Annotated in this window: 30 protein-coding genes; 17 read left to right on the top strand and 13 right to left on the bottom strand. The window is 59.2% G+C overall.

Annotated features, from left to right (window positions below):
• Window positions 1-32: 32 nt before the first annotated feature.
• Both JNO48_10365 and JNO48_10370 read right to left on the bottom strand, forming a co-directional pair.
• Window positions 33-638, bottom strand: coding sequence for an SH3 domain-containing protein (locus JNO48_10365; GenBank protein QTE67598.1), 606 nt, complete (start codon window positions 636-638; stop codon window positions 33-35).
• Between the two features lie 150 nt (window positions 639-788).
• Window positions 789-2,234: a YdcF family protein gene (locus JNO48_10370; protein ID QTE67599.1), complete on the bottom strand. Its 1,446-nt coding sequence runs from the start codon at window positions 2,232-2,234 to the stop codon at window positions 789-791.
• Window positions 2,235-2,852: 618 nt separating this feature from the next.
• Between JNO48_10370 and JNO48_10375 the strand changes: the two genes are divergently transcribed.
• A complete protein-coding gene (locus JNO48_10375; protein QTE69746.1) occupies window positions 2,853-3,860 on the top strand; it encodes a peptidoglycan-binding protein in 1,008 nt (335 codons plus the stop codon).
• A 76-nt stretch (window positions 3,861-3,936) separates the two neighbouring features.
• Here JNO48_10375 and JNO48_10380 read toward each other — a convergent pair whose 3' ends face one another.
• Both JNO48_10380 and JNO48_10385 read right to left on the bottom strand, forming a co-directional pair.
• The gene (locus JNO48_10380; GenBank protein QTE67600.1) at window positions 3,937-4,695 is read right to left on the bottom strand and encodes a hypothetical protein; all 759 of its coding nucleotides are present in this window, start codon (window positions 4,693-4,695) and stop codon (window positions 3,937-3,939) included.
• Window positions 4,696-4,809: 114 nt separating this feature from the next.
• Window positions 4,810-5,838, bottom strand: a complete 1,029-nt coding sequence (locus tag JNO48_10385; GenBank protein QTE69747.1) for an asparaginase — start codon at window positions 5,836-5,838, stop codon at window positions 4,810-4,812.
• A gap of 322 nt (window positions 5,839-6,160) precedes the next feature.
• Between JNO48_10385 and JNO48_10390 the strand changes: the two genes are divergently transcribed.
• On the top strand, window positions 6,161-7,276 hold the full coding sequence (locus JNO48_10390; protein ID QTE67601.1) for a DUF3383 family protein: 1,116 nt from the start codon (window positions 6,161-6,163) through the stop codon (window positions 7,274-7,276).
• Window positions 7,277-7,413: 137 nt separating this feature from the next.
• Here the strand turns inward: JNO48_10390 and JNO48_10395 are convergent, their stop codons facing one another.
• Complete coding sequence (locus JNO48_10395; protein QTE67602.1) at window positions 7,414-8,280, bottom strand: EamA family transporter; 867 nt, start codon at window positions 8,278-8,280, stop codon at window positions 7,414-7,416.
• 175 nt (window positions 8,281-8,455) lie between these two features.
• Complete coding sequence (locus JNO48_10400; protein ID QTE67603.1) at window positions 8,456-9,274, bottom strand: 4Fe-4S binding protein; 819 nt, start codon at window positions 9,272-9,274, stop codon at window positions 8,456-8,458.
• A gap of 147 nt (window positions 9,275-9,421) precedes the next feature.
• On the opposite strand from JNO48_10400, the gene JNO48_10405 reads away from it, so the two are divergent.
• Window positions 9,422-9,853 carry a DUF3277 family protein gene (locus tag JNO48_10405; GenBank protein ID QTE67604.1) on the top strand — a complete coding sequence of 144 codons (432 nt, stop codon included), beginning with the start codon at window positions 9,422-9,424 and terminating at the stop codon, window positions 9,851-9,853.
• 132 nt (window positions 9,854-9,985) lie between these two features.
• On the top strand, window positions 9,986-10,405 hold the full coding sequence (locus JNO48_10410; GenBank protein ID QTE67605.1) for a hypothetical protein: 420 nt from the start codon (window positions 9,986-9,988) through the stop codon (window positions 10,403-10,405).
• Between the two features lie 165 nt (window positions 10,406-10,570).
• Here the strand turns inward: JNO48_10410 and JNO48_10415 are convergent, their stop codons facing one another.
• Both JNO48_10415 and JNO48_10420 read right to left on the bottom strand, forming a co-directional pair.
• The gene (locus tag JNO48_10415; GenBank protein ID QTE67606.1) at window positions 10,571-11,287 is read right to left on the bottom strand and encodes a TrkA C-terminal domain-containing protein; all 717 of its coding nucleotides are present in this window, start codon (window positions 11,285-11,287) and stop codon (window positions 10,571-10,573) included.
• A gap of 76 nt (window positions 11,288-11,363) precedes the next feature.
• Entirely contained in the window at window positions 11,364-12,455 is a 1,092-nt protein-coding gene (locus tag JNO48_10420; GenBank protein QTE67607.1) for a hypothetical protein, read from the bottom strand.
• Window positions 12,456-12,561: 106 nt separating this feature from the next.
• On the opposite strand from JNO48_10420, the gene JNO48_10425 reads away from it, so the two are divergent.
• Genes JNO48_10425 through JNO48_10435 form a run of 3 tightly spaced genes read left to right on the top strand, consistent with a single transcriptional unit; the run spans window position 12,562 to window position 14,321 of the window.
• Entirely contained in the window at window positions 12,562-13,308 is a 747-nt protein-coding gene (locus JNO48_10425; protein ID QTE67608.1) for a hypothetical protein, read from the top strand.
• Between the two features lies 1 nt (window position 13,309).
• Window positions 13,310-13,939 (top strand): hypothetical protein, encoded by a 630-nt coding sequence (locus JNO48_10430; protein ID QTE67609.1) that lies wholly within the window; start codon window positions 13,310-13,312, stop codon window positions 13,937-13,939.
• 16 nt (window positions 13,940-13,955) lie between these two features.
• The gene (locus JNO48_10435; GenBank protein ID QTE67610.1) at window positions 13,956-14,321 is read left to right on the top strand and encodes a hypothetical protein; all 366 of its coding nucleotides are present in this window, start codon (window positions 13,956-13,958) and stop codon (window positions 14,319-14,321) included.
• Window positions 14,322-14,384: 63 nt separating this feature from the next.
• Here JNO48_10435 and JNO48_10440 read toward each other — a convergent pair whose 3' ends face one another.
• Window positions 14,385-16,943 carry a hypothetical protein gene (locus tag JNO48_10440; protein QTE67611.1) on the bottom strand — a complete coding sequence of 853 codons (2,559 nt, stop codon included), beginning with the start codon at window positions 16,941-16,943 and terminating at the stop codon, window positions 14,385-14,387.
• 223 nt (window positions 16,944-17,166) lie between these two features.
• Between JNO48_10440 and JNO48_10445 the strand changes: the two genes are divergently transcribed.
• The 10 genes from JNO48_10445 (at window position 17,167) to JNO48_10490 (ending at window position 23,812) form a co-directional block, all read left to right on the top strand.
• The gene (locus tag JNO48_10445) at window positions 17,167-17,940 is read left to right on the top strand and encodes a hypothetical protein (GenBank protein QTE67612.1); all 774 of its coding nucleotides are present in this window, start codon (window positions 17,167-17,169) and stop codon (window positions 17,938-17,940) included.
• A gap of 165 nt (window positions 17,941-18,105) precedes the next feature.
• Window positions 18,106-18,501 carry a hypothetical protein gene (locus JNO48_10450; GenBank protein QTE67613.1) on the top strand — a complete coding sequence of 132 codons (396 nt, stop codon included), beginning with the start codon at window positions 18,106-18,108 and terminating at the stop codon, window positions 18,499-18,501.
• 211 nt (window positions 18,502-18,712) lie between these two features.
• Entirely contained in the window at window positions 18,713-19,075 is a 363-nt protein-coding gene (locus JNO48_10455; protein QTE67614.1) for a hypothetical protein, read from the top strand.
• Window positions 19,075-20,013 (top strand): hypothetical protein, encoded by a 939-nt coding sequence (locus tag JNO48_10460; protein QTE67615.1) that lies wholly within the window; start codon window positions 19,075-19,077, stop codon window positions 20,011-20,013. The genes JNO48_10455 and JNO48_10460 overlap by 1 nt, the downstream gene beginning before the upstream one ends.
• A gap of 22 nt (window positions 20,014-20,035) precedes the next feature.
• Window positions 20,036-20,446 (top strand): hypothetical protein, encoded by a 411-nt coding sequence (locus JNO48_10465; protein ID QTE67616.1) that lies wholly within the window; start codon window positions 20,036-20,038, stop codon window positions 20,444-20,446.
• A 64-nt stretch (window positions 20,447-20,510) separates the two neighbouring features.
• Entirely contained in the window at window positions 20,511-21,359 is an 849-nt protein-coding gene (locus tag JNO48_10470; GenBank protein ID QTE67617.1) for a peptidoglycan-binding protein, read from the top strand.
• Window positions 21,360-21,365: 6 nt separating this feature from the next.
• The gene (locus JNO48_10475) at window positions 21,366-21,686 is read left to right on the top strand and encodes a hypothetical protein (GenBank protein ID QTE67618.1); all 321 of its coding nucleotides are present in this window, start codon (window positions 21,366-21,368) and stop codon (window positions 21,684-21,686) included.
• Entirely contained in the window at window positions 21,679-21,945 is a 267-nt protein-coding gene (locus JNO48_10480) for a phage holin (protein QTE67619.1), read from the top strand. The genes JNO48_10475 and JNO48_10480 overlap by 8 nt, the downstream gene beginning before the upstream one ends.
• A 164-nt stretch (window positions 21,946-22,109) precedes the next feature.
• Window positions 22,110-23,069 carry a MarR family transcriptional regulator gene (locus JNO48_10485; protein ID QTE67620.1) on the top strand — a complete coding sequence of 320 codons (960 nt, stop codon included), beginning with the start codon at window positions 22,110-22,112 and terminating at the stop codon, window positions 23,067-23,069.
• Window positions 23,063-23,812: a nucleotidyl transferase AbiEii/AbiGii toxin family protein gene (locus JNO48_10490; GenBank protein QTE67621.1), complete on the top strand. Its 750-nt coding sequence runs from the start codon at window positions 23,063-23,065 to the stop codon at window positions 23,810-23,812. Before JNO48_10485 ends, JNO48_10490 begins: the two co-directional genes overlap by 7 nt.
• Window positions 23,813-23,977: 165 nt before the next feature.
• Here the strand turns inward: JNO48_10490 and JNO48_10495 are convergent, their stop codons facing one another.
• From JNO48_10495 to JNO48_10510, 4 genes are all read right to left on the bottom strand, one after another.
• Window positions 23,978-24,760 carry a carbon-nitrogen hydrolase family protein gene (locus JNO48_10495; protein ID QTE67622.1) on the bottom strand — a complete coding sequence of 261 codons (783 nt, stop codon included), beginning with the start codon at window positions 24,758-24,760 and terminating at the stop codon, window positions 23,978-23,980.
• A gap of 63 nt (window positions 24,761-24,823) precedes the next feature.
• Entirely contained in the window at window positions 24,824-25,360 is a 537-nt protein-coding gene (locus tag JNO48_10500) for a DUF3267 domain-containing protein (protein ID QTE67623.1), read from the bottom strand.
• A 179-nt stretch (window positions 25,361-25,539) separates the two neighbouring features.
• Window positions 25,540-25,800: a helix-turn-helix transcriptional regulator gene (locus JNO48_10505; GenBank protein ID QTE67624.1), complete on the bottom strand. Its 261-nt coding sequence runs from the start codon at window positions 25,798-25,800 to the stop codon at window positions 25,540-25,542.
• Between the two features lie 87 nt (window positions 25,801-25,887).
• Window positions 25,888-26,025, bottom strand: a complete 138-nt coding sequence (locus JNO48_10510; GenBank protein ID QTE67625.1) for a hypothetical protein — start codon at window positions 26,023-26,025, stop codon at window positions 25,888-25,890.
• Between the last annotated feature and the right edge of the window lie 70 nt (window positions 26,026-26,095).

Genomic DNA, 26,095 nt, shown 5'->3' on the forward strand with positions numbered 1-26,095 from the left:
CCCGGCGGGACGGCCTTCCATGATCAATCAGGTTACTTGACGTAGGTGTAATACACGAATCCGACTTTTCCGGATGCCGGATCGGAGACCTGGTACCAGTCGGTCAGCTCGGCAATGACGGTGAGTTCATAGCCGTCGCCGAGGGTCAGCAGGGTTTCCGCATTCTTGGTGGGGAACCAGCGGACATACACCGAACCTTTGGATGTGGTGGGGTGAACGGTGACAGAGTAGGGGGTGACGAACTTCGCGGAAGCGGCCAGTGAGTTCAGCTGGGCGACGTTGGTTGCTTCCTTGACGTTGAAGGATCCTGCTTTCTTCGCACCGGAGCCGCCGGAGGAGCCGTCATAGGGAGCGGGCTTTTCCTTGACCAGGTATTTGGCCATGATGTATCCGGTGGCGTTGCCGTAGTCGATCATCAGCCAGCCGTCTTTGCCGCCGTAGGTGATGACCTTGGAGCCGTAGCGCAGGGAGCCGATGACATTGCTGTCATCCGCTGAGCTCATGCTGGAACGGACGTTCAGGGCTTTTCCGTTCGGGGTTTTGACGTACATGGTGGTTCCCTGGCTTTCGGACACAGCCACGGAAACCGCCAGCACAAGAAGTACGGCTGCAATCAAGACGCTTATGAACTTTTTCATATGGATCATCCTTTCGTGTTTCGATTTGAAAAAACGCATATTTCACGCTTGGAATGTACTGTTTATATTGTACCAATTAATTGAAAAGAGTCAAGCATAAATACAGGCCGCCGTCACGCGGACGGCGGCCTGCAGGAAAGAACGGAAGGATTATCCGATGAGGGTCATGGACAGGAACGCGAAGAATGCCGTGAGGCCGATGAGCAGGACCAGCTCCTGCTTCCAGCGGCTGGCGATGAGGCCGATACATTCCCGCATGAAGGCATTGGGCCAGAACCACCATCTGGTGCGGCTGCTGATGCCTTCCGCGTCCAGGCCGGCCCGGGCCGCCCACATACCGCTGCGGAACACATGGTAGTTCGTGGTGGCAAAGACACAGCGGAGGGGCAGGCTGTTTTCCGCCATGATGCGGCGGGAGAAGAGCAGGTTCTGGAAAGTGCTGGTGGACTTTGTTTCCGGGAGGATCCGGTTTTCCGGAATGCCCCGGCGGATGAGATATGCCCGGAGGGCTTCGGCCTCCGGCATGGGCTCATCCATTCCCTGTCCGCCGGAGGGGATGATGTACGCCTCACGGCCGGTTTGCTCGAGGGTGTCCTGCCAGTATTCGACTGCCCGGTCCGCCCGGCCGCGGAGCAGCGGCGGCAGCGTGCCGTCCGGCCGGAACCAGCAGCCCAGGACGATGATGACCTCCCGGCCCGGAGGGACCCGGTGCCGGGCGGCCCGGATTCCGCAGATGACCGCGCCGGCCAGGATGCACTCAAAGTAGACAAAGGCCGCGCAGCAGACGTTGCGGACGGTGTTGTCAATCCGGTATTCCAGGAGGGAACCGGAAAAATCCCGGATATAGGCCAGCCAGATACAGAAGGAATCCCCGCCGATGATCAGCACGCTGATGAGCAGGCCCAGGACATTCTGAAACCGGGGCCGGTTATGGCGCAGCAGCGCGATATTGCTGACGGCGAGGGCCAGCGAAAAGGCGAGGAGCAGCGGGAAACTCAGGGTGAGGAAAAACGCCGCGGAACTGCCGATGGACGAATAGACGTACCGCATGGAATATGAACCCGGCCGGATCATATGGCCCAGGGCGGCACCGGCTACGGTGATTCCCGTGATCAGCGCGAAAAAGAAGAAGCCGATGTAGAACATCGTGGAATAGGAATAGAGCTCTGGTCCCTTCGCGGTGAGGAAGCCGTGGAGCATCATGGCGCTGATGAGGAACAGGAACAGGGCGATGAGCGCCATCACCGCCAGGTCGCCGGGGAATTCGCCGGTTTCCAGGCTGGAGACGGTGCCGGTGCGGGAGACGGACAGATACAGCGTATCGATAATCTCGCCGTCCGGGCCCGGAACGGCAACGGTGGCAGAGCCGTGATTCAGCGGAACAACGTCAAATGTGAGAATGCCGTTTTCCAGGGACAGGTTCTCGATGCGGGCATTTTCCGTTTCCTCCACCTGCACATCGGGCAGGGGATCCCCGGGAGAACCGGGCCACGGGACAGAAGCCCGGAAAGCGTTTCCGGCCAGCAGGCGGGCAGCGGTCAGCGCAACGAGGAGGATTCCCATGAGCACCAGCACCTGCCGCCTGTACCTGCGCATGATCCCGCCTCCGTTCCGTAATCCGCGGGCCGGCAGGCTGCCTGCCCGGCACACGCGGTGATCCATATGCACATGATTATACCGCCGGAAGGAGGAAACTGAAAGGGAGAAAGGAAAAAAGGTTTTTCCGGCCTGCTGCCGGCGCTGGACGGGAGCCTGGAATCCGCGGTGATCAGCGTAAATGTGCAGATGTAATATGATTCTATATAGATGAAATGAATGCAAAAATATTACAGAAATGTGAAATAAAAAGATTAAAAATAGATGAAAAGTGTTTACAATTTTGTAACAAAATGCTATAATCCGGATAACAGAAACAGGCGGTTCATTGGAGAGTGAACAGCCGGGAACCGGATACCGGAGGAGGACGGTAAGATGAAACGATTTGGATTCGGAAGAAAGCTGATGATTTCCCTTCTGGCCATTTGCCTGTGCATGGCCATGACGGTGCCGGCGCTGGCACTGGATCCTTCCACCCTTTACAACGGATCCACCGGGGAGGAAGTAAAAGCCCTGCAGCAGAAGCTGATTGACCTGGGCTACCTGGAAGGCACGGCGGACGGCATTTTCGGCAACAAAACCGAAAAAGCGGTCCGGAGATTCCAGTGGAAAAACGGAATGACAGCGGATGGCCTGGCAGGGAAGAGAACCCTGGCCGCACTGGGAACGAAAGCCCCCGCGGCGGAGACGGCTGCTGCAGCCCCGGCAGCGGCTCCGACAGCAGCTCCTGCCGCGGCACCGGTTGCAGCACCAGCGACGGCACCGGCTGCCGCACCGGTAACAGCCCCGGCGGCGCGCCCAGCCGGCGTGAAGAACCCTTCCACCCTCTACAACGGATGCAGCGGGGAGGAAGTCCGCGTACTACAGCAGGCGCTGATCGACCTCGGTTATCTCGAAGGCACAGCGGACGGCACATTCGGCGACCAGACGGAAGCAGCCGTCCGGGCTTTCCAGAGCGCATACGGACTGAAAGCCGACGGCCTGGCCGGAACAAAGACCCGTACAAAGCTGGCGAAGGTGCAGGCCAGGCGCATGAGCAGGGAGGCCAGCAACAGCAGCAGTACCTATGTGGATATATCCGCCGGCCAGGTAGCGGAGATCAGTCCGCCGGAGGGCTGCGACTGGGGCGCCCTGGAGCAGAAAGCCCGGCAGGAGCTGAAGAATGGAGGGTTCAGCACAGAGGGACTGAACTATATCACCCATTTCTATGCTCCGAGGGGAACCAGCGGGCTTCGGTATGATTATTACCGGTTAACCTTCTACGAGTCCAGGGACACCAAATCGTTTGACTGGACGTACAGCGTCGATTTTGACCAGAACGGGAAGCTGGCCAGGCTGGAAACCAGACCCTGGGGCGGAGGAAACGGAAAGAAGCTGTCACATATCAATGAACCTACTGTCAACGATGTGGACAAGGAACTTGAGAAGAAGGCAAAAGAAGGAATCAAAGCCTGGCTGAAAGAGCACGGCTATTCATCCCTTGTCAACAAAGTCAGCAAGCTGTATGTGACCCAGATCACCTTCTCGGAGAACAAAACGGAGACCTATTATACATTCGCGCAGGAGTTTATGTGCCGCGTCCGGGTTCTTCCGTCCATCCGCATCGACTACTTCAGCCAGCCATAACTAATCAGATCCGGCAATGCTTCCGGACTCGTCACAATGTGTGACGGGTCCGTTTTTGTTGGCCGGGAGGCGGTGATCAATGGCTGATATCCATCTTCGGATAGACGCGGATAAAGTCCAGATCACCGATCAGATAATCATGGGTGGAATTGTAATCCGCCAGGCCGATGCCATCCTGGTATTTCTGTGTCCGGTGGATCGTGAGCACCGATTCATCTGTGAACACGCCGTCCGTCACGGTATAGTTCCCGCAGCTGAACAGCACGTTTTCGTTTCCTTCCGCAACCGCAAACTGCCGGAACGACCCATCGTCATAGTAAAACCAGAGGGTGGGAAGATAGGTCTCGCTGCCGTCCGCCCTGACCAGCTTTTGCTTGTCCACCTGCATAAACGCAGCGGTAAGCTGCTGAACCGGATTGGTATTGTCCGGGTACAGGCAATATTCCATTGCCCGATCCAGGTTTACATCATAAGTGAGATCAGCCGCTTCTGTCTGATGATCATCGGTATGGATCTGCTCAGCGTGAATTGTGAGGATATGCGGTGCCTTATCCTGCCAGCCCGGCTCCGTCCAGTCAAAATTGACTTCAAATGTTCCTTTGCTGTAAATCTCATACCGTTTTTCATGTTCCACATACTGGACGTAGGAATGATCCTGATACAGAAAGATTACGGTATCGGCCAGCTCTTTGGACTGATCATTCCCGGTGATGATCTGTGCCTCCGGGCAGGAATAGACCGCCAGGATCTCCGGCTGTTCTTTTTCCCCGGCAACTGAGCAGCATACGATGCAAAGCAGCGCGGCCATCAGCAGAACAGAAATCAGCTTTTTCACCAGAATACATCTCCCCTCATTTTTATCCGCCTGAATTCATGAATTTGTTTTCAAAGATCCCGCCATGATTGATGATGGATTCAGCCGAGTCCATATGATCCTTATCACAAATCATCAGTATTGCAGGAACAGCTTCTCCAGGTATTCCTGGTTTACTTCCCCGGTCAGCGCCAGCCTCAGGAGAATTGCTGCCTTCTGCGGGGAAAGATTGTTTGCAGCCACAGTATTCCTGCACAGCAGATTGTCTTTTGTGATCACGCCATCATCGATTCGGGAACTGATGACAACGGGGATTGAAAGCTCCGAGATGATTTCGATCCACTTTTCACTGAATTCACCCGCGCCGGCGCCGGCAATGACCAGACCGTCCGAATGCCCGGCAGCATAACGCAGAAGCTCCGGATCTGCATCTACAGAAAAGTAAAGGATCGAAACTTTGGGAAGATCTGACAAACCCATTATATCAAACTCCGTTTCGGTTGTATGCGCCTTTGACGGGCTGTCGTACAGATAAACGGTTCCGTCGCGGACAATTCCCATCGCTCCCATTTCACCGGCTGAAACTGCCATGACACTGTAAGTGCTGGTTTTTGTTACGGAACGCGCGGCATAAATCCGATCAGAGAAAACGATGAGCACGCCTTTTCCGACCGCAGCATCCGATGCGGCAACGCAAACCGCCTCATACAGATTCATCGGCCCGTCTGCCGAGATGGATGTGGCAGGACGCATGGAACCAGTCAGTACAACCGGCTTATCCGTCTTCACCGTAAGGTTCAGGAAATATGCCGTTTCTTCCATGGTATCCGTTCCATGGGTGATGACGAAGCCTTTGACAGCAGGATCGGCTGCAAGCTCATTGATTTTACCGGCAAGCGCAAGCCAGATTTCCGCTGTGATGTCATCGGAGTTGACGTTGCAGATCTGAATTGCTTCGATCTGGGCCACTTTTTCCAGATCAGGCACAGCGAGCAGCAGTTCTTCAGCTGTCAATACACCGGGTATATATCCGGCTGTTTTTCCCTCTTCTCCGATACCGGCAATTGTTCCACCTGTGGCCAGGACCACAATTTTCCCTTTCCCTTCATGGCCGGCGGTTTCACCGGACGTTTCCGCAATGGCGGCGACAAAAGGCAAAAGCATAATGAAACAAAGCACAAGAACCATTGTTTTTTTCATTTTCTGTTCCCCCTCAGCAGTTGGCATCACAAGTTCCGATTGTTGACGGTCACCCAACTCAAAAGTTTGCAGTTGTACTGTTACCACAATAATTCTGCATCATACCAGTGGAATTCCTGCATGCAGGGATTCTTTTGGAGGTTTAAAAAAGGAGGTTCGTCCTCATGTGATCGCCGTTATCTGTCCTTTCTTCGCTTTTCGCTCGAAACGACAGACGGCTGTAACATGGGACTCTCCAAACCTTTTTCACTTCGTCTTCGACTCGCAAAAAAGGAGGTTCGTCCTCATGTTGAGTATTGATACCATTGCCCGGGTTGTGGTGAATGCGGCCCGGACTACCGCCGCCCCGTCTGTTTTTGATACCGGCCTTTTGCTGGTGAAGGACAGTAATTTTACCGCCGCGAGACGCCTGAAGGCTTACACTTCCGGAACGGACGCCGCGGCCGGACTTATTGCGGATGGATTTGCCGCAACCACGGAAGCCTATAAATCCGCGGTGAAATACTTTGCCGCATCCCCGGCGCCGGGAAAACTGCTTGTTTCGTGCTATCCGTCCTCGGAGACGCCGGCACAGGCTTTGGCCGCGGTCCTGAATGAGACCGCGGATTTTTATGGAGTCGCCCTGGGGGCCGCGGAGACGGATGAGCGGATCCTCGCGCTGGAAGCGGCGGTCTCTGCCGGAGAAAAGCCCTGCATGCTGTTCCTGCAGCTGTCCGGAACCCCGGCGCAGGCTGCGGCGGACAGCAGCCTGCTGCATACCCTGCATGACCGGTCCTCGAAGCGGACGGTTGCGACCTATGCCTCCGCGCTTTCCGACGCGGCGGCTGTGATGGGCACCGCCATGGGCCTGCAGCTGGCGAATCCGGGATCCGCATTTGCCCTGTGTTACAAGACGGTTTACGGAATGGTTCCCTCTGAACTGACGCAGACGCAGATTGACGCCATCCAGGAACTGGGCGGGAATGTGTATGTGACCCGGAACTATTCCTTCCATCTGCTGGAGAAGGGGAGTACGCCCTCCGGATACCGGTATGACGAGATCCTGTATATGGATATGATTGCCGCGGACCTGCAGTCCGCTGCGGTTTCCCTGCTGGCGCAGAACACCGGGAAGCTGCCGCAGACGGATGATTCCACCGCGATTTTCATCAACCGGTTCTCCGGGATCCTGGCGGGATATACCGCCCGGGGCGTGCTGGCGTCCGCTCAATGGAGGGGAGCCGCACTCGGCGGCATCCAGCCGGGGGATGTGCTGGAAAACGGCTTTGCCCTCTGGGCGGATTCCTATGACAACCAGCCGGACGCGGACCGGCAGGCGCATAAAGCCATGCCGATCCAGGCGGCGCTGACGCTGGCCGGGAGCCTGGAGTCTGTGGTAATCAACGTGAATGTGCAGGTGTGAGCATGAAAAGACCGCCGGTTCATTCGGACCGGCGGTATGCGTTTGGTGAACTTTGGGGCTGGGCTTTGAATGATTAACTTCCGAAATTTCTTATCAACAGGTATTCCGGCAAACTGGAATTTGCCGTTATTTGTTTCCTATGCCCAGATTGCCATCGCCAAAGTGCCGACAACGATCAGAATCAACCCGGCAAGCGCCTTTCTGCTCAACTTTTCTTTGAATACGAAATAGGAAAAAGCGACGGAAACGATAATGCTGAGCTTATCGATCGGTACGACAACGCTGACGACGCCGTTCTGTATGGAGTAATAGTAACAGAGCCAAGATGCGCCTGTGGCAATCCCGGACAGAGCTATGAATACAAGTTCTTTGGAATCAGTATTTTTCAGTTCAGCACCTTTGCCTTTAACGAAGACGATCAGCCAAGCCATAACAAGAACAACACCTGTACGAATCGCCGTCCCGAGATTTGATTCTACATCCGTTATGCCAATCTTTCCCAGAATAGAGGTCAGGGCAGCAAAAACAGCGGAACCGATTGCGTAGGGCAGCCACGTGCGCTTTGTGTCCTTTGCTTCAGTTTTCTTCTTTTCGATCATCAGAAACACGCCTGCCGCAAGAAGCGCAGTACCGATCAGCTTGACCGCCAGATGTTCTGTCTCACTGAAAAGGATGATTGCGAGAAGCACTGTCAGAACCGTGCTGGATTTATCGACGGGAACGACCTTGTTCACATCGCCGACGGACAGGGCTTTAAAATAGCAGATCCACGAGGCTCCTGTCGCAAGGCCGGACAGAATTAAGAAGAGGATAGATTTTGCCGATATTTCCGTGATCGTTCCGGCAGAGCCAACGATAAACACCATGATCCAGGCAAAAAGGAGTACAACGACCGTCCGCAGAGCAGTCGCCACGTCTGAATCAGTCTTTTTGATCCCGCATTTCGCAAGTATCGCCGTAAGTCCGGCAAAGAGCGCGGACAAAGCCGCCATGATCAGCCACATATCTTCCCCTTATTCATTGTCATATATTCTGGTAATTCTCGTCCATCAATTATCTCTAAGAGAAATCCCGAGATTTATCGATATCTCGACAAATTGCGATTTGTCGATGTCCACATAACTCAAAATATATCTTCTGAGATTCTTTTCCAGCGGGTATCCCCAATTCAGGGAATCGTCATAAAGCGCCTTTAGGGCAGTTCTTCACGCACTCCATGCATAAGATGCATTCTGTTCCATTTTCACGTTTCCTGGAATTATCAGTCACGTCTACATTCATCGGGCATACGCGTTTGCATTTACCGCATGCAATACACTTTTCCTTATCACATTTCACACGGAACAGGGAATAATAACTCATCGGCTTCAGGAATACTGTAATCGGACAGATATATTTGCAAAACGCACGGTTGTCCCGAAATACAAATGCGAGGATAATCCCTGTCGCATAATACAGGATATTGCCAATGATGAACGCCCAGAACATAATCCTCCCGATGTTCCCAACATGCGCAAGGAACAATGACGCAACAAAGATGAGTGCGGCGGCAAAGGTTATATATCTGATCCAGCCCAGCTGCTTTCGCGGATGCTTTGGTACTTTATAAGGCAGGAAATCCAGTACCATGGCTGTCCAGCAGGCGTATCCGCACCATCCGCGTCCGAAGATCAGCGGCCCGAATATCTTTGCCACGGCATAATGGATCGTTGCCGCCTCAAATACACCTGTGAAGAGATAGTACCAGAATCCCTCAATCTGCATGTTTTCATTGCAGATCAGTCCGAGATAAACAAGCATGTACAGACCGACAAGCAGCTGAACAATGCGCCGGGCATGCTTATATTTTTTGATAAACAGGAAGACACCCAGTGAAACGGATATGCCGATATAGCTGAAATTGAACAGATAGAACAGATTGCCCTTTGTCAGCCATAATGTGATTGCGACTGCTTCAAATACAGCCAGCATAACGACCGGCATTGCATATTTCTTCATCTCTGCATCCCCACAAATCCCGAATGTCCTGGCCGACAATTTCAAAAGATAGTAGTTCTACTATTCCCAATTATATTCTGCGTCATACTATTGATATTCCTGCATGCAGGAATTCTTTTCGACTCGCAAAAAAGGAGGTTCGGCCTCATGTATAACGTTTATTCTTTCCCGGATATCAAGGCGGTGATTTACCACGAGGATATCGGGCAGTGCAGCCTGCATGAATCCGGGCTGGGGAAGATCACGGTTTCCGCGGCCGGGGATCTTTCGTCCCACACCACCACCGCGGACGGCTATGTGATCGTGAACCGGCTGAAGAGCACCAACGGGACGATCACCCTGGAGGTGCCGCAGGGCTCCGTGGCGGACTGGTTCCTGCGGAAATGGGCGCGCTGGGCGCGTTCCCTGCAGAACCCTTCCCGCATCGCCCTGGGCGTGCTGACGATCCAGGATACCGTGGGCGGGAACACGATCTCCGCCACCGGCGTCTCCCTGCAGAAGGCGCCGGACCGCGTATTCGACCGCACCGCCGGGAACATCGCCTACACCTTCCTGGCGGCGACAATAAGTGAGTCGTAATGCGGTGAGCGTCTGCGACTGACGAGCAAAGCGAAGTCAGAGCAGGTAACGCCACCAATGCTACAGCCGTCCATTGTCACGAGTCGAAGACGAAGTGAGAATGGGTAACGGCGATCGCACGGAGGAAATGACATGAGAAATATCACAAAGAACATTCAGATCCCCATTGACGGAAACCCGACCGACTTCCGGCTGACGAAGCTCGACGCCTTCTCCGGCGCCGAGCTCCTGCGCATGCTGGCGAAAACCCCGGCGGGGAACGGGGGAGCGGAACAGGCGGTTTCCGCCGCCTTCGCCGCCCTGGACGCCGGGGACCTGCGGAGCCTGATGACCGCGTGCCTGAACCACACGGAGGTGCTGCTTCCGGCGGGATACCAGCGCGTGATGCAGGGAGAGAGCTGGGGCTGGCCGGACCTGGAGCATGACGCCATGACCTGCCTGAAGCTGGCGATGGAGGAGGTGGCCTGGACGCTGGAGGGTTTTTTCGGCGAAGGCGGCCGGAGCTCCCGGCCGCCGGCCCCGGATACACCCCCTTCCGCGCCCCGAACCTGAACGAATTCCTGTTCCTGCCGGTTTCCGCGGGACTGTGGCGTCAGCACGAAATGTGGGACGGGACCTACACCCTGGACGACCTGCTGGACGCCGCAGAGCTGATCCTCGTGCGGCGGGAAAACGAAAAGCGCGCCGCCGAAGCGGCGCGCCCGGAATAAGCACGCATCAGTCGTCCGCGAAGTGCTCGCGGGCATGGAAGGTTTTGCAGATGGTCTGGTAATCCCCGAAGACGGTGAGTTTGTCACCGGGTTCGAACACCGTGTCCGCGTGGGGCGCTTCCGGCTTCCCGCCGTTGCGCTCCACCAGCATCACGGAGATGCCGGTATCCGCGCGCAGCTTGGTTTCGGCCAGGGTGAGGCCGCGGTATTCATCCGGAATATGGCGGATGGTCACCTGGGCGATGGATTCGGAGCCGATGTAGTCCACCAGCATGACGGCGTTGAAGGTTTCCTGCCGGTCGAAGATCCGATCCGCGGTACGGCGGAGGAGATTGTCGCCCCAGGCATGGATCTTCGGCACGCGCATGAAGATGAAGATGACCGCGACGGCGGCCAGGGGGATCAGCAGGCTGAGGAATTCATACCCGACCTGGACCAGCTTCATGGACAGGAACACGTTGATGAACGCGGATACGATGGTGACATTGAACACGTAGCCGAAGAGCATCGTGATCCGGGCCAGGCGGCGGCGCCGGCGGGAGGAGAGGATCATCTCGCTCTCCCGGGTGGTGAAGCCGCAGCCCGTCAGCAGGGAAATCACCTGGAAGCGGGCCTTCTCCGCTGGAAGCCCGGTGAGGCGGAAGATGAAGGTGAATACTTCCGTAATCACCCAGTACAGCAGGATGATGAACGAGAACAGCAACAGCGCGAGGGTGATATCCATTTCTTCTGTGCTCCTTGCAGATGGCCGCCGGGCCCGGGCAGCAGCTGCCCGGGCCCGGATGGTTCATGGAATATAATCAGTCTTCAATTTCGCACCAGGCGTACGCTTCGATGGTGGTGATTTCGACGCCCTTTTCGTTGAGCATCTTCACAAAGCGGTCGTCCAGGTTCTGCTTCATGATGAGGGAGCTGCCGGAGGTGAGCTCATGGCGGTACAGGGAGGTTTCCTCCACCAGCCAGGGCGTGCCTTCCGCATCCTCAAGGCAGAAGATTACCTGGGGAGTAGCGGGGTTTTCGGTCTGATTGGTGACCGTGGTCTGCATCCAGGAAGTGGCGTAATCGCCTTCACCGAAGGTGAAATCGGAATCTGCGGCGGTGAGTGCGAAATCCTTCCGGTAGGGATTCGGGGAGACCTCCAGGGCCCGTTCGCAGGTGACTTCGATATTTTCGGGAATGTCCGCTTCCATGGAAACGAAGGTGGTTTCACCGGGCTCGAGGTAATAGGAACCGCGGTTGGAAAGGTAGGTGGCGCTTCCCACCAGGCTGCCTTCCGCATCCTTTACCTGCAGGCTGCCGCTGCGGATATACACGGGGTTCTGGTTCATGTTGATGACCTTGGCGAGCCATACGGCGCGGTAGCCGTTGTAGCTCTCGACGACGTAATGGTTTTCCGAGATGATATCCACGGTATTGCCGGCGGCGGCAGAGGCCTGCGCTTCAGCGGCGGCCTTTTCCGCCATGAGCCGCTGGTATTCCGCATAGAAGTTCTTCCCGACGGTTTCCACGTCTTCCTTGGTCATGCCTTCCGGCAGCTCGTATTCCTCCCCGCTGAAATAGGCGGAGATGATCTCGTTGGGTACCCGGCCTTCCTCCCGGATGACCGGGAACATCAGCTCAGGGCTGAAAAGCATGGTTCCGTCCCAGGCGAAGTCGAGCGCCTCCCCCTCGAGGGAGATGGTGACGGTTTCGCCTTCCGCGGACCATTCGCCGTCCACTTCGCCTGTGCCGATGAGGTTGGCATGCACGGTTCCGTCCTCATTGAGCTGGAAAGATCCCAGGTCGACTTCGGCCAGGACCACATGCCACAGGCCGCTGAAATCCTCGGCCAGGACGGGAACGACAGAGAGCAGCAGGCACAGGGCCAGCAGCAGCGCAAAAATCTTCTTCATGTTCAGTCTCCTTTCAAAACAATGAAAATCATCCAACAGATGTATCATACCATGTTTTGACAGGGAGGTCATCTTTTTTTCTGTATTAAAAAAGGAGGAAAAACATATGCCCCAGGAATTCCTGGCATCCTTTGCCGTGGACATCGACGAGGGCGGGGTCAACCGCCTGGAACGGATCCTGGAAAACAACCGGGAGCTGGCAGGAAAGCTCGCGGACGCCTTTGACGCAGCCAGGAATGCCATGGAAGGATTCATCCGCCCGATGGCGGAGGACCTGGAAGGGATCCTGCCCTTCCCGCAGCCGGAGGCGGCGGGGGAAACCCCCGGCATCGGCGGGACTTTCCCGGTGGGCCTGGACTTTGCGGAAGCCGGAAAGCAGCTGGAGACCTTCGTCACCGGCGCGAAAAAGCAGCTGCGCCTTTCCGCGGACGGATCGGGCATCGTTTCGGCGGTGTCCGCGGCCATCTCCCGGGCCCGGTCTATGCTGGCGGGGGCGGGGCTGACGCTGCCGGTGCGGGTGGAAACATATGGGGCGGGGATTCCCGCCGGCGCGGCGCCGGCGGCATATGCCCCGGCCGCAGCCCCGGAAACGCCCCCGGCCGGAACAATCCAAACAGGCGGGTCCCCGGCCGCCCCGGCGGAAAGCGCCGCGCTGTTTGCCGGCATCCCCGCGCTGCTTTCCGGCGCCGCGGACGCCGCGGCCCCGCGGGTGACGCAGAACACGACCACCCGCAACGTTTCCGCCCCGGTGAACATCCGGGTGGAAGCCACCTCCGCGGACCCGGAGGCCGTGGGCCGTTCCATCTACAACACCGCGGAGCAGCACCTGCTCCGCACCCTGCAGGAGGCGTAACATGGCCCGTTCCGGAGCATATATCATCATCAAGGGGCAGGGAACGAGCCTGCACTTTACCGGGGTGACGGAGATCTCCCACCAGATCCGCCTGAAGATTTTCGACAAGGCGGATATCACAGAGGCGGCCTCCTTTGTGAACGGCGCGAAGAACGAGCCGGACCGGGTGACCCTTTCCGTGATCGAGACGGACGCGGCGCACGAAGCGGCCGGCTGGTCCGCCCGGATGCTGGAAATCCTGTATACGGTGAAGCGGGACCGGATGCTGTGCGAGGTGGTCACCCCGCAGAAGGCATACAGCGATATGCTGCTTTCCGAAATCTCCGCGGTGCACAACGCCGAAATCCCGGACGGCTGGAGCGGGGAGCTGACCTTTACGGAATACATCCCGCTGGCAGTCCTGGGCGAAACGAAGGCGGACGACAATGCCTCCACCCCGCGGAACACCGGCTCCGCCGCCCCGCCGGAAAAGCTGGAGGCCGCTGTGGTGATGAGCGCCGTCACCGTCGGCACCGCCGCATCCGCCGGGATCATCACCGGGTATGCCGCCCTGTCCGCCGGCAGCACGCTGGAGCGGAAACTGGCTTCCGCGGGCGTGCTGGAGGCCGGGAAGGTACTGTACGTGATCTGAAAAGGAGAAGCGAAAAATGACCAAGCAGCTTTCGTATTCCGTGCTGCCGCTGACGAATGACCCGTACCAGGTGTTTACCACTGACGTGGCACCGGATGGCACCCCGCTCCACGCGCGGATCGAAATCCGGTATCTGGCGGCGGCCGGACGGTGGGTGGTTTCCATCTTTGACCACGCCGCCGCCACTTTGCTGGCAAACCAGGTTCCCATGGTGGTCAGCAGCGGATTCCCGCTGGACCTGCTGTATCCCTTCCGCTACCTGCGGGGAGGAAAGGGCATCGGAAGCATGTTCCTGCTGCGCGGCGGGGACACCGGCGCCCGGGACCCTGGGCAGGATAACCTGACCGAGTATACGCTCCTGTATGGGTCGCTTTTAGGGTGACAATGCGGACGATCACAAAAGGCCGGCGCTCGTACAGAGCGCCGGCCGGGGAAATAGGGTCATTTATTTCCCCCATGTGCGGTAATACCACCCGTCACGGCCGTCTGTGCCGGACGTTCCTCCAGTGATGGTATTGAAACCGCCGTAGTAGGTGTCAAAGGGGCTTGCGCCGCCGGAAACCGGCAGCAGGAAGGGATCGGTGAGCAGGGCGTCGGTTTCCGGGCTCATCGCCTCGCCGAAGAAGAAGGCGCGCATGTACTCCGCGGTGCGCTGCCGCTGGGCGTCGTCCGTGCCGTGGGGATCGCCGTCCTGCACGGAACGGTAGTTGAACTTCACGAGGGAATCCGCGTCCAGGCCCAGGTTCCGGTAGACGGATTTGGCAATCTCCAGGCCCAGGGCGTCAGCCTCGGCGCCGTCATTGTAGTCATTGACGGTGTTGACCAGCAGGATGGCCCGGGGCGCAAGGGTGGCCACCAGGTCGCTCTGGTCATAGGGCAGGCGGGCGCCGTAGCCCCAGGCGCCGGGCAGCCGCTTATAGAAATTGCGCGGGGTGAGGAACTTGCGGAACACTTCGGTTTCGCGCACGCGGTTGTGCCGGATGCTGTTGCCCAGGGTTTCTGTGCCCCAGGATACCTGCTGCGCGGGGGCGGCGACGCCTTCCGCCGGGGCAAAGGGCGTGCCGGTCCAGTCGTACTCATGGCCGGTGTACACATACCGCCAGGGGGAAGGGCCGGAAGCGCCGGCCGCGCCGGGGATGCACAGGTCGATCCGCTCGTCGAATACGGCGGCCACGAAGGCGTACTTTCCGTTGATCGAGAATCCCGTGACGGCGAGGTTTTCCGGGTCCGCCGCGGCGGCGATTTCATCCGCGTATTCGATTCCGCAGCCCTCCAGCAGGGACAGGCTGTCGATGACCCGGCCGGCCGCCCAGGCGGCGGCCATCTCGCTGCTGACCTCCTTCAGGGCGCCTTCGCCGTTGCGCTCATAGGGATACAGCTCGTAGAACGCGCCAGAGCGCTGGCCCCAGGCGTATTCATTGGTGCGGACGTCGCCGCCGCTGCCGGCGGGCGTCTCGATGACCACGAACCCGGCGTCGCGGTAAACTGCGCTGTCACCGTCATAGGAAAGGAGCACGGGGTTCTTCTGCCCCTGCCGCCCCGCGGCGGCGAGCTGCTCTTCCGTGGGCAGGTAAACGGTGTACTCCAGGGACGCGGTTTTTCCATTGTCCGTCACCGCGATGGCCACCACGTCGGTGGGGCAGTCCACGGTGACGTCCATGGGCCAGAAGCCCCAGAACAGGATGGTCCGGGTGTCGCCCGGGTTGAAGTGCGTAACGGACGTGATTTCCACCTTCTCCGGCGCGGCGGGCATGCAGCCGTATTCATAGAACTGCGCCAGGTCCAGGATCTCCGCGCGGCGTTCCGCCCAGTCCGCGGCGGTTTCCACCGTGCGGTCCCCGGCGAAGAAGCGGTAAGGATCCGGAAGCGTCATGAATTCCGGCAGGTCCGCGGGATCCGGATATTTCGTGTCCGCCCAGCGCAGGCCGTCCAGGGAGACGATGAGCTCATCCGCGGCGGCGTCCACGGCCACCTGGTCGGTGCTGCCTTCGTCCAGCAGCGCCTGGGCCGCGGCGCGGGCCGCGTCCAGCCGGGCCTGGGTTTCCGCTGTGTAGACATCCTTCGCGAAGGCCACGGAATCCAGGAAACGGATGGTGTTGGAAATCCGCCAGGAGCTGAAGGCGAAGGCGGCGGAGCCGTCCCACCCGGCGAGGGTGAGGGTGCCCCAGTCCAGGTTCCGGGGATCCGAATCGTTGATGGAATCATACAGGGAATCGTTGCGGTGGCTCCACCACACGCGGTTTTCCACGGTGGAGGTGATCACCGGCTGGCCCCAGGCATCCGTGCCGGGGACCTTTTCCTCCTCGGTGGGCGTCCGCGCGTCGTTGATGACCACTTCCAGGCCCAGGCGGAAGTCCGCGGGGTCCATCAGGTCCTCAATATGCAGGGCCGCCTCCACGCAGTAGCCCTTCTCTGTGAGCTTTCCGGCGGCCGCCGCCAGGCGGCCGGTGTACTCCGGCGCCTCCGGGTCCGCGATGACCGAGCTCTGGGACGCGATGTTCCCGCTGCGGAAGAAGTACAGCTGCCCGTCCGCCCCGACGGTGAACGTTCCCACGGTGTCCGTGCCGAAGTTCACCTTGTCGTTCCACAGGTCGATGCCGAAGGTGACGCTGTCCGCCTGCGGCGGGATGGCGGGGTTGCTGCCCACGGGGCCGGCCTGCGCCGGCTCCAGGGAAACGGATGCGTCCTCCACCTCCACCAGCAGGTAGAGCATGGGGCCGTCCCACGCCGCGTACAGCGTGCCGGACGCGGCGGGCGCCTCACTGCCGTTGACCGGCTTCACCTGGGCGACGGCCTGGGCCTCGCAGGCGCCGTACGCCGCGTCGCGCTCGCCGTCCACCAGGACCGCATCCTGGGTGAAGGCGGCGGAGATGGCGCCCGGCAGGTCCACGGCGGGATCAAAACCGCCGGTGTATGGAATGATGTTGCTTTCGTTCTCCGCGGCGGCCGCGCCCAGCGCGCACAGCAGGCACACCGCCAGCAAAATGGAAACCAGCCTCCTCATGGAAAACCCTCCTTTATGGGCAGAACCCACGAAAACGCCCTGCCCTGGAAGGCATGGCCCGATATTCAGTTTCCGCCCGTTTTCTGCCTTTATTCTAAGATGGCCCCAGTCAAACCGGAAGAAACGAAAATTTCGCAGACCGCAGGAAAAACCGCATCCCGGCGCCCCGCCGGGATGTGCAGATTTTTTGGATATGTGCCCAAAGCACAGAAAGGATGAAAAAGTGGCCGACCGATCTTTCAACCTCCTCGCGGACGGAACCCCCGTCCCGTTTGCCGGCAGCGCCCGCCTGGAGGGGGAGGACTCCCTCTCCCTCTTTCCGGCGCTGTTCCGCCTGGAACTCCGGAACCTGCCGGAGGAAACATACCTGCACCTGACCCGCGCAAAGACCCTCTCCGTGAACCACGAAGGCGCCTGCCTGGTCTCCGGCCGGATCACGGACGCCTTCCGCCGCCCGGCGCCGGGCGGCACAGTAACCGAGATCGCCGTATGCGCGGGGCTGGACCTTTGGAAGGCCCGGGTGTCCCTCTCCGTACCGAAGGGCACCCGGGTTTCCGAAACCGTCCGGAAAATCCTGGAGGACTCCGGCACCGGCATCCCCCTGCTGGCAGACCCAACCCCGGACCCCGCATTCCTCCGGCCGGGCTGCTACTGGGGGCGGGCGGCGGAGTGCGCGGAACGGGCGCTCTCCGCCGCCGGGTGCTGCGCCGCGCTGACGCCCGCCGGCATCATGCCGGTGCCGCAGGGCGGCCTGGAAACCGCCTGGCGCCTCACCCCAAACGACCTGCTGGAGGAGCCTGCCTTCGCCGGCGGCGCCGCCCCCGGCGAAACGAAATATATGATCCTCACCGCCCGCCTTTCCGGCTGGCGGCCGGGGGAGACCGTTGAAGTGAACTGTAGCAAAACCAGGGCCAAAGGCATCATCGTACGCCGCGCCGTCTCCGCGGACACCGCCGCCGGGGAGTGGAAGACGGAACTATTGGCTGAAACAATATAAAAAGTGAATGAGCCGAAGGAGTTCAGGGGCGAAGCTCTGCCGACCCGCAGTGCGGGAAGTCTCGTCAGAGCTGAGGTCAACCGAAAGGGAGCAAGCTCCCCGGTGGGGAGTTGCGACCTTTGAGGTTGCGGATGCGACCGGAAAGCCCCCTGAGAAAGGAAGAACATGCAGCATATTTCCCGTGAAGAGATCGAGGCGCTGAAGCTCGATCTTTTTTCTTCCCTCCGCTGCGCCCTGCCGGGCACGGTGGAAGCCTGGGACCCGGAAACCCAGACCGCGGACATCCGCCCGGCCGTGCCCGGCAGGCTCCCCGGAAGCAGCCCCCCGAAACCGCTTCCCGTCCTCAAAGACGTCCCGGTCTTCCTCCCGCGGGGGCTGGAAAGCCAGTGCGCCGTTTCCCCGGGCGACGGCTGCCTGGTAATCTTCTGCGACTACCCGCTGGACGCCTGGCTGACCGGTGACGACACCGCCCCGGCCCCCGACCGGAGGCATGACCTTTCGGACGCGGTGGCACTGATAGGCTTCAGAACACAAACCACACAAGGAGGTGAGCGTCCGTGATTGACAAGCGAAGCGAAATAACAGCAATCCGCAACCTCAATCGTCGCGACTGTCCACTGGACAGATCGCTCGTTTCGGTTGACCTCAGCCATTACGAGGTATCCGCCACTGGCGGTCGTAATGGCTTCGCCCCTGCTACAGGAACCGGCGATTGGCGAGCCAAAGGCGAAGACAGAGCCGTAGTGACGATCGCACATGGAGGTGACCCGTAATGCGCATGCGCCCCACCGACGGCACCGGCGACATCCTGCCGGTGCGAAGCACTGCTGCCCTCCTCACCGGCGCAGGAGCGGCCGCCGAGCTGGTCCGCTGCCGCCTGAACCTCCTGCCGGGGGAATGGTGGGAGAACCCGGACCACGGCTGCGCCGTATTCCGCATGCTGCGGGAGGAACGGCTGACCGCAGAAGGCAAAACCGCCCTGGCCGCCTACCTCACCGCGACCATCCGCGCCACGCCCGGCGTCCGTGCCGTGGACCGCGTCTCCGCCGCCGTCACCGGAAGGCAGTTCACGTATTCCTGTGAAATCCGCACGGATGATGGCACCGCGGATGTTTCCTTTTCCCTCTCAACCTGATGAAAGGAGAATGCTCCATCGCTTATTTCGCACCCTACATCGACGATACCGGCCTCCACATGCCCACCTACGCGGAGCGGCTGGAAGCCCTGACCGAAGCCTATTACGGCATCTTCGGCATCGACGCGGAGCTCTCCGAAGCCGTGCCGGACTACCAGCTGCTGTCCGTGATTGCCCGGGCCCTGGACGACCTGTCCCAGCTGGTGCTGGAGGCATACAACAGCCGCAATCCGCTGTACGCCTCCGGGCAGGCGCTGGACCTGCTGCTGCCCCTGTACGGCCTGCGGAGGCAGGAAGGGGAGACGGACGCCCATGCCCGCGGCCGGATCCTCCCAGCCCTGGCGGGAAACGGGAACGCCTCGGCGGAAAGCATCGCCGCGGCGATCCTTCAGGTGCCGGACGTGCTCCAGGCCCAGGTGCACGAAAACGACACCGACCAGACCGACGGGAAAGGAATCCCGCCCCACAGCATCTGCTGCGTGGTGGACGCCGGGAAGAAGGCGGACGTCGCGGACACCATCTTCCGCAAAAAGGCGCCGGGCATCGGGACGCACGGAACCACCGCCGTTTCCGTAACCGACGGAAACGGCGTTTCCCATACCGTGCGCTTTTCCCGCCCGGCGCAGTCTCCCGTGAACGTCTACATCGACATTACGGCCTATGCGGGATATGACCCTGAAACGACGGACGCCGTCGGGCGGGCGGCGGAGGACTACCTGAGAAGCCTCCGGATCGGCCAGTCCCTGGTGGTGCCCCGGCTGTACGGGGCCTGCTACGCCGCGGCGGGAGGGCAGGCGTCCGCCTTCGCCATCTCGGATATCCGGGCGGACTGCCCGCTCATACCCGAAATCACCCGGGAACTGGTGCCGGCAGGCTGGAACACCCGGCTGTATACCGCCTACCCGGACCGGGTGTTCATCACCGTGACGGACGCGTAAGGAGGGGAGAACCATCGACTACATGACCCTGTTTCCCGCGTATACCCGCCGGAAGCCCCGCTTCTGCGCCCTGGTGCAGGCCATCCTCTCCCAGGCGCAGGACCTGGAAACCGCCATCCGGGCAATCCCCGCGGCCTTCTCCCCGGAGGGGGCCGGGGGCGCCCGGCTGGACGCCCTAGGCAGCGCCTCCGGTCTGCCAAGGCCGGAAGGCATGGCGGACGAGGACTACCGGCAGTACCTCCTGGCGAAGTTCACCCTCTTCACCTGGGACGGCACCAACGGGACTGCCCAGCCGCTCCTCGAATCCGTCTTTCCCGGCTCCACCATCTCGGACAACGGGGACGGCACGGTGTCGGTCCATCCCGTCTCTGCGCTGCAGGAAGCCTTTCACCTTTACCCGGTTCCTGCCGGCATCTCTGCAGCGCAGAGATAACTCTTCACTCTTCACTCATATCTCTTCACTCATCACTCCAACCCCCACGAAAGGAGGAACCCACATGCCCGTTACCGGACGCCAGCTCGCGCAGACTGTCCTCACCGCCCTGGAAAGGCAGGGCGGGTATATCTGGGGACAGTCCGGCGCCACCTGGACCCAAAGCAAACAGAAAAACCTGGAAAAGAAGTACAGCAGCAACCCGGAAGCCTATGCCGACTACAAATACTCCGCGAAATACGGAAGCAAATGGATCGGCCATCCCGTGTGGGACTGCTCCGGCCTGTGCCGCTGGGCGATGAAGCAGCACGGGATTGCCATCGCCCACGGCTCCAATTCCATCTGGGACCGTTACCTGCAGAAGAAAGGAAAGCTCACCGATACCACAGTCCTCCCGGAAGGCGCCGCCGTGTTCACCGGCACGGACCAAAAGAAACCGCACATCGGCACCTATACCGGGGACGGCCTGGTGACGGAGGCTTCCGGCGCCATCGCCGGCGTGGTCCGGACGAAGCTCTATGGCGGCAAGTGGAAATACTGGGGCCTCTTCAAGGGTGTCCAGTATGACACCCCGGCGGAAGACCCGGCGGCCCAAAGCCCAGCCGCAGAAAGCCCGGCCGATCCAACTGCCAGCACGCCTATACCCGACGCTCCAACAGCCCCGTCCGCCCAACCTGCATCCTCAACCCCCGTCTCAACTGTCCGCCCCACCCTGCGCAAGGGCGCGAAAGGGGAGCCCGTTACCGCCATGCAGCAGGCGCTCATTCGGGCGGGCTTCCCGCTGCCGAAGTACGGCGCGGACGGAAAATTCGGCAATGAAACCCGGTCCGCCCTGAAGGCTTTCCAGAAGGCCAGCGGCCTGCAGGCGGACGGCATCTGCGGCCCGAAGACCTGGGCCGCCCTGGAACCATAAAAGGAGGTGATAATCCTGACCCTTTACAACTGGCTGACCCTGCTGGGCATTCCCGGAATGATCGCGTCCCTGTTCACCTTCATCCGCCTGCAGCACCGGCAGAACAACGCGGTCCGCGCGGGCCTTCGGGCGATCCTCCGGGACCGCCTGCTGCAGACCTACCGCCGCTGCGCGCACCGGGGATATGCCGCCCCGGACGAGCGGCAGAACTTTGAGAACATGTACGTCCAGTACCACTCCCTCGGCGGCAACGGTGTGATGGATGACGTCCGCCGCAAATTCTTCACCCTGCCCATGGAAAAAGAAAGGAATGAAGCCCATGATTAACTGGAAAATCCGCCTGATGAACAAACAGTTCTGGCTCTCCCTGATCCCCGCCCTGGCCCTGACCGCCCAGGCGGTCGCCGCGGTCTTCGGCTGGGAGATTGACCTCACCACGGCCGTGGGCAGACTGCTCACCGTCGTCAACACCGTTTTCGCCCTCCTGGTGGTCCTCGGCATCGTGGTGGACCCCACCACCGAGGGCGTGGGGGATTCCGAACGGGCGCTGGGGTATGAAAAGCCCTATTCGGAAGAAAGAGACTAACCTAAAAACTGAATAGCAGACAGACCACAGCCGCCTCCGGAAAAGCTCCGGAGGCGGCTGTGGTGCGTTTTGGGGGGACCGGGAAAAGACCAATAACATAAAATATTGCATAATAACATAAAATATGTTATTATGAAGAAAATCAATGTTACGGAGATGAGGTCATGAAGGAAAACGCAGTAAAACTGTTTGGCCTGGAATTCCGGGTGCGGGAAGTGGCAGCGAAAGAGCTTCCCCTGTATCTCTCTGCCGAAAGAACCTTCATGAAGCTGTCCGGGATCGGCATGGAATTCCTCCTGGTGCGGATTCCGGCCGACGAGAAAACCGGAATTGTCGCCCTGGAGAAGCAGGCCGCGCTGCTTGCTGAAAAGTACGGAATGCCAGCGGCATTTGGATTTGAGACCATCAGCAGGGCTCGGCGGGACAGCCTGATCGAACGAAACATTCCGTTCATTGTGGATTCGGAGCAGCTGTATCTCCCGTTCCTGGGCGTTGCGCTGAGCGAGCGCTTTGCCCGGCCGAAAACGGTGAACGCGGAGAAGATGATGCCGGTAACCCAGGCACTTTTCCTGTATATGCTCTATCACTGCAGCGGGAAGCCGATCATGAAAAAGGATGCGGCGGAGGCAATCGGTGTGACCCGGACCTCCCTCACGCGGGCCAGTGACCAGCTGCTGGCGATGAAACTCATTACGCAGGAGAACAGGGGAAAGGAATCCTACATGATCCTGCAGGGAACAGGCCCGGAACTAATTGAAAAAGCCCGGCCGTTCCTGATCAATCCCGTACAGAAAACCGTGACCGTCCGGAACAGCGGGGAATACGGAAAGCTGCCGCTGTCCGGGGAATCCGCCCTGGCGAAGAAAACCATGCTGAATGAAATATCCGTTCCGGTGCGGGCGGCCTGGAAAGCGGACATCCAAAGCGAAGGCCTTCCTGAGGTGGATATCCGCTGGGAGCCAAATGCCAATGCGGTGGAACTGCAGTTGTGGAAGTATGATCCCGCCCGGTTCATGAAGGACGGCCTTGTGGACCCGGTTTCGCTGGCCATGTCCTTTGAAGGCAATGCGGATGAACGGATTGAAGGCGCGATTGAAGAATACCTGGAGGATTATTCATGGTAAGCGGAATAGAAAACTTTGCCCGGAAGTTCCGGAATTATTCCGACTGCTATACGGTGATCGGCGGAACAGCCTGCGCAGTCCTGATGAGCGAGACGGACCTGGAATTCCGGGCAACGAAGGATATCGATATGGTCCTGATCATGGAGGCCAGGTATCGGGAATTTACGAAAGCCCTTTGGGAATATATCCGCGAGGGCGGATATCGGTGCGGCTGGAAAAACAGCGGATATGTGCATTTTTACCGGTTTACCGAACCGAAAGCCGGATACCCCTTCATGATCGAGCTGTTTTCCCGGGAACCGGATTACATCCTGGAAGCACCGACAGGCATTGTCCCGCTGCATATCGACGATGAAACATCCAGCCTTTCCGCAATCCTGCTGAATGATGACTATTATCAGTTCATGCTGGCAGGGCGCCGGATGGCTGCCGGCATCAGCGTCCTGGACGCGGAGCACCTGATTCCCTTCAAGATGTATGCGTACCTGGACCTGAAAGACCGGAAAGCCAGGGGCGAACATGTGAATGACAGGGACCTGAGGAAGCACAAGTATGATGTATTTCGCCTCCTCCGGATTGCGGACAGGAGCAAAACCATCCCCGTCACCGGACTGGTGAAGGAATACACGGAAAGGTTCCTGAGGGAGATCGGGGAAGAAGATATCCCATTTGCACAGCTGGGCCTTCCGCTTACCATGGAAGAAGCCATGGATTCCCTGGAAGCACTGTACAAAATGGAATGAGAGGAAACAACCGGACGGGGAGCGACTCCGAACGGGCGCTGGGGTACAATGAGCCCTGGACGGATGAACCGGACGAATAAACCAAACAACGGGACAGAAAAGGGCAGCACCGCGGATTCCCTCCGCGGTGCTGCCCTCGTTTTAATATACCCACTCTGCTTTGAATTACATCCCGGTACCTTCCGCCAGCGAATCAGATATCTCCTTCCGGCCCTGTTCACCGAAGCCCAGGGGCGTCTGTTCAAAGTCACAGAACACCAGTTTTTCCTTTCCGACGCCGGCTTCCGCCAGCACCTTCCCGGACCGGTCATAATACCCGGTGGGCGCGGTCTGGAAACCGGAACAGGTATTGCAGGTCAGGACCGGGCAGACGTTCTCCACCGCCCGGGTCCGGATATGTCCCCGGATCAGGTCCAGCCGGTCCGGGTATTCCCGGCTGGATACATCGTAGAACAGGATGATGTTCAGGTCCGTCTTCTGCCGGTAAAGTTCCCGGAAGTATTCCGGGAACCGCACCTCATAGCAGATCCGGATGCCGATCCGCAGGGAATCCGCCTCAAAGACGCCCGGATCATGCCCTTCGGAAAAGTTGTCCCGGTCCCAGCCCCACAAGGCCCGCTTGGTATATGATTCCCGCTTCCCGTCCGGCCGGAAAACCACCGCGCTGTTGAGGAATCGGTCTTCCTCCCGGAGGATGGTTCCAACCACCAGGTACATCCGGTGCTTTTCCGCCAGCACCCCGAGCTCCCCGTGGATCCGCTCCACCGCGGAAAAATCCACGGCGGACGGGGAGGGAATGCTGCGCGGCGGATAACCCGTGACCGCGCATTCCGGAAAAACCAGGAGCCGGACACCGGCCCCCGCGGCCTTCTCAATGCCTTCCCGGATGCGGGCAAAGTTGGTTTCCGCGTCTCCTGCCACCCTGAACTGATAAGCTCCGACTCTCATACTGCCTCCGCAGGGCAAAACCCCCGCCACTTTCCTTCTTCCAAAGCAGGTTTCTCCTCGTTTTTAGTCTTGATTCCCGATCCGGTAATACCCCCAGTAGAACTTCGCTCCCCGGGGCTTGAACAGGATCAGCACCGTGTTGATGATGTCCGATCCCGCGATGATCCCGTTGATCCACGCGATCCACTTCAGCCAGGCTGCCGCCGGCCCGGAAACAAAGAACGAAAGCAGCGCGGGAAGCACCGAGAGCATCAGCAGCGGGAGGGACATGAACAGGAAGAAATGCCCTTTGGACATCTCCATATCCGGCTGCAGCCAGAAGTACAGCCCGCGGCGCGTCATATAAATATCCCGGCAGGAACGCACTGCCAGGATGTGCAGCGACTCATGCACCAGGAACACCGCGGCAAAGGAAACCAGCCGCAGGTATACGGGGATCCCGCGCTCGCCGCGGAACACAAAGCACAGCACGGCGAGTACGGCCATCAACCCGTACGCAAACACCATATAATTCTTCCGGAACCATTCATTCCGGATAAACGGCCGGTATACCGAATGATCAATCTCCGGCGCCGGCATCGCCTTCACCCAGTGGATCATATCCATTCCTCCATACTCCGTGGTTATCTTATCACACCCCGGGGCACAGGAACATGGCAAAACCGGAAAAATAAATGCAGGAAAACAGAAACAGGAAAGACAGGAACAGCAAAAAACAGAGACAGCAAACAGAAACAGGAAAACAGAAGCAGGAGAAACAAGAAAGGAGCGGAGCGCATTCACGCGGAATGCGCTTCGCTCCCGGTATATTCCCCGTTCCGTACGATGATGGCATCCATGGTCGTGCCGAAGACGGCGGCCAGGGCCACGAGGTTGTCGAGGGAGGGCAGGGTGGCCCCGCGCTGCCATTTGTAGATGGCCTGCGGGGTGGTAAAGCCGAAGATATCCTGGAGGTCCTGGACGGACAGGCCGGTCCGCTCCCGGAGCTGCATAATCCGGATTCCCGTGGCGGTTAAATCAATGGACGGTAAACAACACATATGATCTCATTCCTTTCGTAAAGAAAATAACAAAAAACGAGGCCGCCTGCCCGGTTCGGCAAGCGGCCTCGTGAATAATCCATTCGCTTAATAAAGCAGCAGGAGTTTCATGTCCGTCTCACTCATCTTTCCGGGGCACGGCAAAGCGATGTGCAGCTTCTTTTTCGCGCACAGCAGGAATCCCAGCGGCTTATAGCATTTATTGACGGCAGTGAAGCAGCCCATACTGAAATTCCTCCTTTCGCCGGGTCCGTACCCGGATATTGCGTATATCATACTGCATAGAAAAACAAAT

This window comes from Clostridiales bacterium (assembly GCA_017569285.1).
Classification (GTDB): domain Bacteria; phylum Bacillota; class Clostridia; order Christensenellales; family Aristaeellaceae; genus Aristaeella.

Coding starts and splice junctions, on each gene's coding strand:
- JNO48_10365 (QTE67598.1), bottom strand. CDS start 638: ATGAAAAAGTTCATAAGCGTCTTGATTGCAGCCGTACTTCTTGTGCTG.
- JNO48_10370 (QTE67599.1), bottom strand. CDS start 2,234: ATGCGCAGGTACAGGCGGCAGGTGCTGGTGCTCATGGGAATCCTCCTC.
- JNO48_10375 (QTE69746.1), top strand. CDS start 2,853: ATGACAGCGGATGGCCTGGCAGGGAAGAGAACCCTGGCCGCACTGGGA.
- JNO48_10385 (QTE69747.1), bottom strand. CDS start 5,838: ATGCTTTTGCCTTTTGTCGCCGCCATTGCGGAAACGTCCGGTGAAACC.
- JNO48_10390 (QTE67601.1), top strand. CDS start 6,161: ATGTTGAGTATTGATACCATTGCCCGGGTTGTGGTGAATGCGGCCCGG.
- JNO48_10395 (QTE67602.1), bottom strand. CDS start 8,280: ATGTGGCTGATCATGGCGGCTTTGTCCGCGCTCTTTGCCGGACTTACG.
- JNO48_10400 (QTE67603.1), bottom strand. CDS start 9,274: ATGAAGAAATATGCAATGCCGGTCGTTATGCTGGCTGTATTTGAAGCA.
- JNO48_10405 (QTE67604.1), top strand. CDS start 9,422: ATGTATAACGTTTATTCTTTCCCGGATATCAAGGCGGTGATTTACCAC.
- JNO48_10410 (QTE67605.1), top strand. CDS start 9,986: ATGAGAAATATCACAAAGAACATTCAGATCCCCATTGACGGAAACCCG.
- JNO48_10415 (QTE67606.1), bottom strand. CDS start 11,287: ATGGATATCACCCTCGCGCTGTTGCTGTTCTCGTTCATCATCCTGCTG.
- JNO48_10420 (QTE67607.1), bottom strand. CDS start 12,455: ATGAAGAAGATTTTTGCGCTGCTGCTGGCCCTGTGCCTGCTGCTCTCT.
- JNO48_10425 (QTE67608.1), top strand. CDS start 12,562: ATGCCCCAGGAATTCCTGGCATCCTTTGCCGTGGACATCGACGAGGGC.
- JNO48_10430 (QTE67609.1), top strand. CDS start 13,310: ATGGCCCGTTCCGGAGCATATATCATCATCAAGGGGCAGGGAACGAGC.
- JNO48_10435 (QTE67610.1), top strand. CDS start 13,956: ATGACCAAGCAGCTTTCGTATTCCGTGCTGCCGCTGACGAATGACCCG.
- JNO48_10440 (QTE67611.1), bottom strand. CDS start 16,943: ATGAGGAGGCTGGTTTCCATTTTGCTGGCGGTGTGCCTGCTGTGCGCG.
- JNO48_10450 (QTE67613.1), top strand. CDS start 18,106: ATGCAGCATATTTCCCGTGAAGAGATCGAGGCGCTGAAGCTCGATCTT.
- JNO48_10455 (QTE67614.1), top strand. CDS start 18,713: ATGCGCATGCGCCCCACCGACGGCACCGGCGACATCCTGCCGGTGCGA.
- JNO48_10460 (QTE67615.1), top strand. CDS start 19,075: ATGAAAGGAGAATGCTCCATCGCTTATTTCGCACCCTACATCGACGAT.
- JNO48_10465 (QTE67616.1), top strand. CDS start 20,036: ATGACCCTGTTTCCCGCGTATACCCGCCGGAAGCCCCGCTTCTGCGCC.
- JNO48_10470 (QTE67617.1), top strand. CDS start 20,511: ATGCCCGTTACCGGACGCCAGCTCGCGCAGACTGTCCTCACCGCCCTG.
- JNO48_10480 (QTE67619.1), top strand. CDS start 21,679: ATGATTAACTGGAAAATCCGCCTGATGAACAAACAGTTCTGGCTCTCC.
- JNO48_10485 (QTE67620.1), top strand. CDS start 22,110: ATGAAGGAAAACGCAGTAAAACTGTTTGGCCTGGAATTCCGGGTGCGG.
- JNO48_10490 (QTE67621.1), top strand. CDS start 23,063: ATGGTAAGCGGAATAGAAAACTTTGCCCGGAAGTTCCGGAATTATTCC.
- JNO48_10495 (QTE67622.1), bottom strand. CDS start 24,760: ATGAGAGTCGGAGCTTATCAGTTCAGGGTGGCAGGAGACGCGGAAACC.
- JNO48_10500 (QTE67623.1), bottom strand. CDS start 25,360: ATGATCCACTGGGTGAAGGCGATGCCGGCGCCGGAGATTGATCATTCG.
- JNO48_10505 (QTE67624.1), bottom strand. CDS start 25,800: ATGTGTTGTTTACCGTCCATTGATTTAACCGCCACGGGAATCCGGATT.
- JNO48_10510 (QTE67625.1), bottom strand. CDS start 26,025: ATGGGCTGCTTCACTGCCGTCAATAAATGCTATAAGCCGCTGGGATTC.